The organism is Mesorhizobium sp. M7A.F.Ca.CA.004.12.1.1 (assembly GCF_003997835.1).
GTDB lineage: Bacteria > Pseudomonadota > Alphaproteobacteria > Rhizobiales > Rhizobiaceae > Mesorhizobium.
In genome coordinates this window covers 1-5193 of the sequence record NZ_RZRK01000449.1, presented here as the reverse complement: position 1 = coordinate 5193, position 5193 = coordinate 1, and the positions used below count along the sequence as shown (strand labels likewise).

4 protein-coding genes and 1 pseudogene are annotated in these 5193 nt (G+C 63.3%); 4 read left to right on the top strand and 1 reads right to left on the bottom strand.

All coding sequences use genetic code 11. The features are described 5' to 3' along the window. The first annotated feature begins 126 nt into the window (after positions 1 to 126). From serS to EN984_RS22115, 4 genes are all read left to right on the top strand, one after another. Entirely contained in the window at positions 127 to 1431 is a 1305-nt protein-coding gene (serS, locus tag EN984_RS22130) for a serine--tRNA ligase (protein ID WP_127267600.1), read from the top strand. Next, positions 1431 to 2189 carry a 5'/3'-nucleotidase SurE gene (gene surE / locus EN984_RS22125; protein ID WP_023812184.1) on the top strand — a complete coding sequence of 253 codons (759 nt, stop codon included), beginning with the start codon at positions 1431 to 1433 and terminating at the stop codon, positions 2187 to 2189. Before serS ends, surE begins: the two co-directional genes overlap by 1 nt. After that, complete coding sequence (locus tag EN984_RS22120) at positions 2186 to 2839, top strand: protein-L-isoaspartate(D-aspartate) O-methyltransferase (RefSeq protein ID WP_127267601.1); 654 nt, start codon at positions 2186 to 2188, stop codon at positions 2837 to 2839. Before surE ends, EN984_RS22120 begins: the two co-directional genes overlap by 4 nt. 196 nt (positions 2840 to 3035) lie before the next feature. Next, positions 3036 to 4547 carry a peptidoglycan DD-metalloendopeptidase family protein gene (locus tag EN984_RS22115; RefSeq protein WP_127267602.1) on the top strand — a complete coding sequence of 504 codons (1512 nt, stop codon included), beginning with the start codon at positions 3036 to 3038 and terminating at the stop codon, positions 4545 to 4547. 113 nt (positions 4548 to 4660) lie between these two features. Here EN984_RS22115 and EN984_RS22110 read toward each other — a convergent pair. Continuing rightward, a pseudogene (locus tag EN984_RS22110) lies at positions 4661 to 5193 on the bottom strand (oxidoreductase); the annotation flags it as partial.

Here is a 5193-nt window from a genome sequence, read left to right as displayed (position 1 = left end):
GTTTACGCCCTCTGGCTGAAACGCATCGCGCTCAAAGCGATGCGTTTCAGTTTTGTTTTGAGCATGTCGTTGTCCCAAATCGCTGTGCACTTTTGGGCGACATGCTACCCAGGAGCGTTTCAAACCATGCTTGACATCAAATGGATTCGCGACAACCCGAAGGCCCTTGTCGAGGCGCTGGTGAAGCGCTCGTGGTCGGCCGGTGAGGCGCAGTCCATGGTCGACGGACTGATCGCCTCGGACGAGGCCCGGCGCGAGCACGTCACCGAGCTGCAGACCAAGCAGGAGCGCCGCAATGCCGCGTCGAAGGAGATCGGCAACGCCATGCGTTCGGGCGATGCCGCCCTGGCCGAGACGCTGAAATCCGAAGTCGGCGAGATCAAGGTCTTCATCCAGAACGGCGAGGCGCGCGAACGCGAGCTCGACAAGGCGCTGACCGATGCGCTGGCAGTGCTTCCCAACGTGCCGTTCGACGACGTGCCTGTCGGCAAGGACGAGCACGACAATGTCGTCAAGCACCTCGTCGGCAAGGTGCCGACGCGGCCGAACTGGGTGAAGGAGCATTTTGAGATCGGCGAAGCGCTCGGCATGATGGATTTCGAGCGCGCGGCAAAGCTGTCGGGCTCGCGCTTTACGGTGCTGAAAAGCGGACTGGCCCGGATGGAACGTGCGCTCGGCCAGTTTATGCTGGACCTGCATACGACCGAACATGGCTACGAAGAAGTCATCCCGCCGTTGATGGTCAAGGACGATGTTCTGTTCGGCACCAACCAGTTGCCGAAGTTCGAGGAAGATCTGTTCTTCACGCCGCACGGGGAGGGCAGGCTTGGCCTGATTCCCACTGCCGAGGTCCCACTCACCAACCTTGTGCGTGAAGAAATCACCGCGCATGAAAAACTGCCGCTGCGCTACACCGCGCTGACGCCGTGCTTCCGCTCGGAAGCGGGTTCGGCCGGGCGCGACACGCGCGGCATGCTGCGCCAGCATCAGTTCTACAAGGTCGAGCTGGTGTCGATCACGGACCAGGAATCGTCACTTGCCGAGCATGAGCGGATGACGCAATGCGCCGAGGAAGTGCTGAAGCGGCTCGGCCTGCCGTTCCGCACCATGACGCTGTGCACCGGCGACATGGGCTTTGGCGCGCGCAAGACCTACGACATCGAGGTCTGGCTGCCCGGCCAGAACGCCTATCGCGAGATCTCGTCCTGCTCGGTGTGCGGCGATTTCCAGGCGCGCCGCATGGACGCGCGCTACAAGGACAGAGACGGCAAGGGCAACCGCTTCGTCCACACCCTCAACGGCTCGGGCACAGCCATTGGCCGCGCGCTCATCGCCGTCATCGAAAACTACCAGAACGAGGATGGCAGCGTAACCATTCCTGAAGTGCTGCGGCCTTACATGGGCGGCCTGGAAAAGATCGAAGCGAAATAATGCGTATCCTCCTGACCAATGACGACGGCATTCATGCCGAGGGCCTGGCGTCGCTCGAACGCGTCGCGCGCACGCTGTCCGACGATGTCTGGGTGGTGGCGCCCGAGCAGGACCAGTCCGGCTACGCGCATTCGCTGTCGATCTCGGAGCCGCTGCGGCTGCGCAAGATCGGCGAGAAGCATTTCGCCGTGCGCGGCACGCCGACGGATTGCGTCATCATGGGCGTCAAGAAAATCCTGCCTGGCGCACCCGACCTGATCCTGTCCGGCATCAATTCGGGCGCCAATATCGCCGATGACGTCACCTATTCGGGCACCGTCGCCGGCGCCATGGAAGGCGCGCTGCTCGGTATCCGCTCGATCGCGCTCAGCCAGGGCTACAGCTATGTCGGCGAAGATCGCGTCGTGCCCTACGAGACGACAGAGGTGCTGGCGCCGGCGCTGCTGAAGAAGCTTGTCGCGACGCCGTTGCCGGACGGCGTGCTGCTCAACGTCAATTTTCCCAATTGCACGCCCGAAGAGGTCGCCGGCACGGTGGTCACCACGCAAGGCAAGCTCGTGCACTCCCTGTGGGTCGACGAGCGCCGCGACGGGCGCGGCCTGCCATACTACTGGCTGCGCTTCGGCGGCGAGCCGGTCGAGGGCAAGCAAGGCACCGATCTCTACGCCTTGCGCAACAGGCTGGTGTCGGTGACGCCGCTGCAGCTCGATCTGACCGCGCATGAAATCCGTGACCAATTGAGCAAGGCGCTTGCATGAACCAAGGGATCGATGACCGTGAAGGTTTTGCCGCCTTTCTGCTGCGTCTGCGCGGTCGGGGGACTGTACCGAAAGCGCTGATCGCCGCCTTCGAGGCGACGCCGCGGCGCGGCTTCCTGGCGGCCCAGTTCCATCAGATCGCCTGGTCGGACCGTATGCTGCCGATCGAATGCGGCGAGGCGATCGAAGGTGCCGACATGCAGGCGGCGGTGATCGCGGCGCTCGCTATCGAGCAGGGCAACCGCGTGCTCGAGATCGGTACCGGTTCGGGCTACACCTCGGCGGTGATGTCGCGGCTGGCGGCGCGGGTCATCACCACCGATCGCTACAAGACGCTCGCCGAGCAGGCCAGGCAGCGCTTCGAGGCGCTCGGCATCGGCAATGTCATCGTGCGCCACGCCGATGGTTCCGGTGGCCTGCCGAATGAAGGGCCGTTCGATCGCATCGTTGCATGGGCGTCCTTCGACAGCCTGCCGCGTTTCCTGCTCGACCAATTGTCGAGCGGCGGCATCGTCATCGCGCCGATCGGCCCCGAAGAGGGCGAACAGGTGCTGGCCAAGCTGACCAAGGTCGGCAGCCGCTTCGAGCGTGAAGACATCGGCCTCGTTCGCCTGCAGCCGATCCTGCGCGGTGTCGCCGCTATCATCTAGCGCGCATGTCGATGTTCAGGCCGCGCCGCGTCGGGTGCGTCTTCGACCCCGGCCGGCATGACCTGAAAATCTCCCCTGGGCTCGCTCTCTAATATTTTAAGAAAAATTGCGCCGGATTCCATGGGGTTAACCGTCGAGTAACATTAACGCGCTTTAATCATGCCTAGTTTGTACCGGGTATGTGCGGGTTAGTGCGATGCAACTCAGTGTTTTGAAGACAAGCGGTCGCAATCTGGCGCGAGGCTGCGCCATACTGATGGTCGCGGGTGCTGCTGCGGGGTGCAGTTCCCAAGTTTCGCGGTTCAATGGCGTCGACGACGTCTTTACATCCTCGACCAACAATCAGCGCACCATCATCAACAAGCAGGATGCCGTACAGCAGCCTTATCCGGGCGATGTCGCCGCCGCTCCGATCGATGGCAGCCATACACAGTCGGTCAGCCGCTCCAGCCTCGATCCGGTCTCGACGCGGCCGCTGCCTCCGCCCGTTGCCCAGGCTCCCGAAGTGGCGCCGGTATCGAAGCCGGTGCGCACCGCATTGGCTCCCGCACCGCATGTCGACAGGACCACGACCGGCACCGTCGCCCCGGTGGCATCGCCTTTCAAGGTTTCGCAACCTGACGAACCCCGCGTGGCTGCTTCCGGCACTCCGCATGCAACCGAGATCGTCGTCAGGGACGGCGAAACGATCGGCGGCCTGGCGCAGCGCTACAAGGTGCCGTCCGACGTGATCATGAAGGTCAACGGGCTGAGCGCGACCAAGGGGCTGAAGACCGGCCAGAAGCTGGTCATCCCGGCCTACGCCTATTCGAGCAAGAGCGAGCCGAAGCTCGCGGATGCCAAGCCGGCGAAAGACACCAAGCACAACCTGCCGGCCACTGCGCCGGACAAAGTCGCCGTCCTGCCGCAGCAGCCGAAGCCTAGGGAGGGCAAATCCACCGCTCAGGTCGATACGTCGGCCGCCGCGAGCCAGCCCAAGGAGCCCAAGCCGCAGGTAGCCGCGGCCAAGGCGACCAATGCAGCTGGCACCTATACGGTTCAGTCGGGCGACACGCTTTCCTCGATTGCCAGGAAAACCGGTGTCGGAGTCGTTGCCATCAAGCAGGCCAACGGCATGCAGGATGGCTTGCTCAAGATCGGCCAGACCCTGAAGGTGCCGGCGGGTGGAACCGCGACCGTCGCCGCCGCCAAACCGGCCAAGGTCGATCCGGTGACGACGGCCACGACGCAGCCCGCGGCAAAGACCACGCCGTCGGAAACGCTGGCGTCCTACACGCCGCCGAAGAAGGATTCGAAGGTCATCCAGCAGGCCGAGGCCGACGATGCCGTCGCGCCTGACGCCACCGGCATCGGCAAGATGCGCTGGCCGGTGCGCGGTCGCGTGATCTCCGGTTTCGGCTCCGGCAAAGACGGCGTCGACATCGCCGTGCCCTCGGGCACACCGGTCAAGGCAGCCGAGAACGGTGTCGTCATCTATGCCGGCGACGGCCTCAAGGAATTCGGCAACACGGTGCTGGTGCGCCACGAGAATGGCCTGGTCACCGTCTACGGCCACGCCAGCTCGATCGAGGTGCAGCGCGGCCAGAAGGTCAAGCGCGGCCAGGAAATCGCGCTGTCGGGCATGAGCGGCACGACGGACTCGCCGAAGCTGCACTTCGAAGTGCGCAAGAACTCGGCCCCGGTCGATCCCTCGGGTTACCTCGAATAGAAGAAAAAAAGCAATTTGCGGGCCGTCTGACCTCCAGTCCGGCCCGCCGGCTCAGCCCGTTCCGAAAGGAGCGGGCTTTTTCAGTTTCAACGCGACGCGCCAGTCTTCAAGCTTCAAAGATGATCACGCAGAGTGTCGGCGATCATGACGTCAAGGCCGCTGGCCTTGATTCCGAGAAGCGTCTCCGCGTCGGAGGAATCGACCAGCAAGGGATTGTCGAAGAGATAGCTCATCTCGATGAGTTCATGCATGCCCAATGCTTCCATTTCGGGGATGGAATAGGAACGTGTTTCTGGAATTTCACGGTGAAGCATTGCCGCCGTCGTCAGGATGAGTTCCCGGGGTGAGGCGTGTTGCGATGGAACATGGAACGCCCGTCGCCATTTGCCCGTGTAGCGGGAAGCGGCGACCAGCGTCCTGGCCACGTCCTTCGTGAAGGACCAGGCATGAGTCGCGTCGAGGTTTCCAATGAAAGCAGTCGGCTTCCCCTCGATTATGGAGGGCAGCGCGACCAGTGAGAAAGAGCTGATCGCGCCATGTCCAAGATAATCGCTGGACCGCACTTCGACTGCCGGCACGTCCGCACGGACCGCCCGCTGCCACATGATCGTGCGGGCGGTCCCTTTCTTCGAAGTCGGATCCAGAG

Bases quoted from the DNA above. Each gene is read 5' to 3' on its own strand.
- serS (WP_127267600.1), top strand. From the start codon at position 127: ATGCTTGACATCAAATGGATTCGCGACAACCCGAAGGCCCTTGTCGAG.
- surE (WP_023812184.1), top strand. From the start codon at position 1,431: ATGCGTATCCTCCTGACCAATGACGACGGCATTCATGCCGAGGGCCTG.
- EN984_RS22120 (WP_127267601.1), top strand. From the start codon at position 2,186: ATGAACCAAGGGATCGATGACCGTGAAGGTTTTGCCGCCTTTCTGCTG.
- EN984_RS22115 (WP_127267602.1), top strand. From the start codon at position 3,036: ATGCAACTCAGTGTTTTGAAGACAAGCGGTCGCAATCTGGCGCGAGGC.